Source organism: Nitratidesulfovibrio liaohensis (assembly GCF_011682075.1).
Taxonomy (GTDB): Bacteria; Desulfobacterota; Desulfovibrionia; order Desulfovibrionales; family Desulfovibrionaceae; genus Cupidesulfovibrio; species Cupidesulfovibrio liaohensis.
Map to the genome: position 1 here is coordinate 1 of NZ_VSMK01000466.1, position 1,980 is coordinate 1,980.

Annotated in this window: 2 protein-coding genes; both read left to right on the forward strand. The window is 68.3% G+C overall.

The annotated features are described in order from the left end of the window. Positions 1-304: 304 nt before the first annotated feature. Positions 305-1,759 carry an EAL and HDOD domain-containing protein gene (locus FVW27_RS14335; RefSeq protein WP_167126340.1) on the forward strand — a complete coding sequence of 485 codons (1,455 nt, stop codon included), beginning with the start codon at positions 305-307 and terminating at the stop codon, positions 1,757-1,759. Positions 1,760-1,761: 2 nt separating this feature from the next. Next, the coding region (locus FVW27_RS14340; protein WP_279586638.1) for a serine dehydratase beta chain at positions 1,762-1,980 on the forward strand (219 nt) is incomplete at its 3' end.

The window sequence follows — 1,980 nt, forward strand, 5'->3', positions numbered from 1 at the left end:
CGGACCCTTTCCGTGGCGCCGGATGCCGCGCTGGAAGGCTCCCTGCGCCTCGATCAAGGCGCGGGCGCAGCCGCGCCGCTCTCCGCCGCAAGCCCTTCCCGTGCCACCCCCGGCAAGGGGCGCGGCGGGCGGCACTGAGCCGCCATTATTCGCTTTTTTTTCACTCCTGCCTGGCTGTATCGCCGTGTTGACCGACATGCGGCATACCGCATACAGTTTGCCACGACCTTGCGGAGGCCCGCAGGGTACCGCGCCCCAGGTGCGGGATCGTGGGAACTGCGGGGGGAGGGAAGGGATTTCACACATGCTCAGGCGCATGCGGTCTATGCTCGGCCTTGCGGAGGAAGGCGACCAGTCGTCCAGCGCTCCGTCGGCGGCAAGCGGACAAGAGGCGGGAACGTCGGCGTCCGACGTGCCGCGCGGCACCTCCGCGCAGGGGGCCTCGACGACCGTTCGGGGGGGGGCGGCCTGCTGCCCGGTGTTGCTGCTGGCCCGGCAGCCTGTGTTCGACGCCTCGGGAGAGGTATGGGGCTACGAGTTGCTGTTCCGTCGTCCCGATTCCCCCGAATGTTGCAGTGGCGACGTGGATGCCAGCGTGGCCACCGCGTCGGTCATCGCCGACGGCTTCGCCATGGCCCGTCCGGCCCTTGGACAGGGCCAGCGCCTGTTGGTGAACTTCGCTGTGGACATGCTGCTGGCGGGCACGCCGCGCATCCTGCCCGCCGACGTGTGCGGGGTGGAGGTGCTGGAAACGGTGCCCGCCACCGAGGCCGTGCTGCTGGCGCTTTCCGGCCTCAAGTCCGAGGGCTACCTGATCGTTGTGGACGACTACGCGGGGCAGCCCGGCATGGACGCGCTGCTGGATCTGGCGGACATCGTCAAGATCGACGTGCTGGGCCGCCCGCTGGCGGAACTGGCCCGCGATGTGGCCGGTCTGCGCCCCCGCCAGTGCCTGCTGCTGGCGGAAAAGGTGGAAGACCTCGCCACGCACAGGCAGTGCGAGGCGCTGGGCTTTGCGCTGTTCCAGGGCTTTTTTTTCAGCAGGCCGGAACTGGTGCACGGCAGGCGGCTGGACAGTTCGCAGGCGGCCAAGATGCGCCTTTTGGCCACCCTGGCCCGCGAGGACGTGAACATCAAGGCCGCCACCGAGGTGGTCCGGTCCGACGCGGCCCTTTCGTACAAGCTGCTGCGGTACATCAACTCGGTGCACTTCGGCCTGCCGGTCAAGGTCACGTCCATCCAGCACGGCATCTCACTGCTGGGCACGCGCAACCTGGTGCAGTGGCTGTGCGTCACCGTGCTGTCCGAATTCGATACCGGGCCCATGGCGCGCGAACTCATCGCGGTTTCCGCCCTGCGCGCCAAGTTTCTGGAATTGTGCGCAACCCGTGCCCTGTTGCGGGCCGGACAAGTGAGAGCAGGGCAAGTGGAGGCGGGACAGGCACAGCCCGTTCCACCCGTTCCGCAATCGGGGGCGCTGTTCATGCTCGGGCTGTTCTCGTTGCTGGAACCCCTGCTGTGCCTGCCGCTGGCGGAACTGCTGCGTTCGCTGCCGCTGGTGGACGACCTGACCGAGGCCTTGACCGCGCACACCGGCCCCTTCGCGCCATGGCTGGAACTGATGGAGCACTATGAACGGGGCCGCTGGGACGATGTGCTGTCCAGCGGAGCGGCCATGGGGCTTTCCCAGGCGGACCTGGCCGTGGCCTATGCGGGCGCGCTGGAATGGACCTCCTTCTTTCACGACAGCCGGGAGTAGGAATGCAGCCCCTGGTCGCAAGCATAGAAACATCGCTGTTCGACATGTTCGAGGCCGGTCCCGGCCCGTCCAGTTCCCATACCATCGGCCCCATGAAGGCCGGGCACGACTTCCGCACCCTGTGCGCGGCCCTGCCGCCCGATGTGCTGGCCCGCGCTGCGGACATCCGCGTGCGGCTGTTCGGCTCGCTGAGCGCCACCGGCGTGGGCCACGGCACCACC

Bases quoted from the DNA above. Each gene is read 5' to 3' on its own strand.
- FVW27_RS14335 (WP_167126340.1), top strand. From the start codon at position 305: ATGCTCAGGCGCATGCGGTCTATGCTCGGCCTTGCGGAGGAAGGCGAC.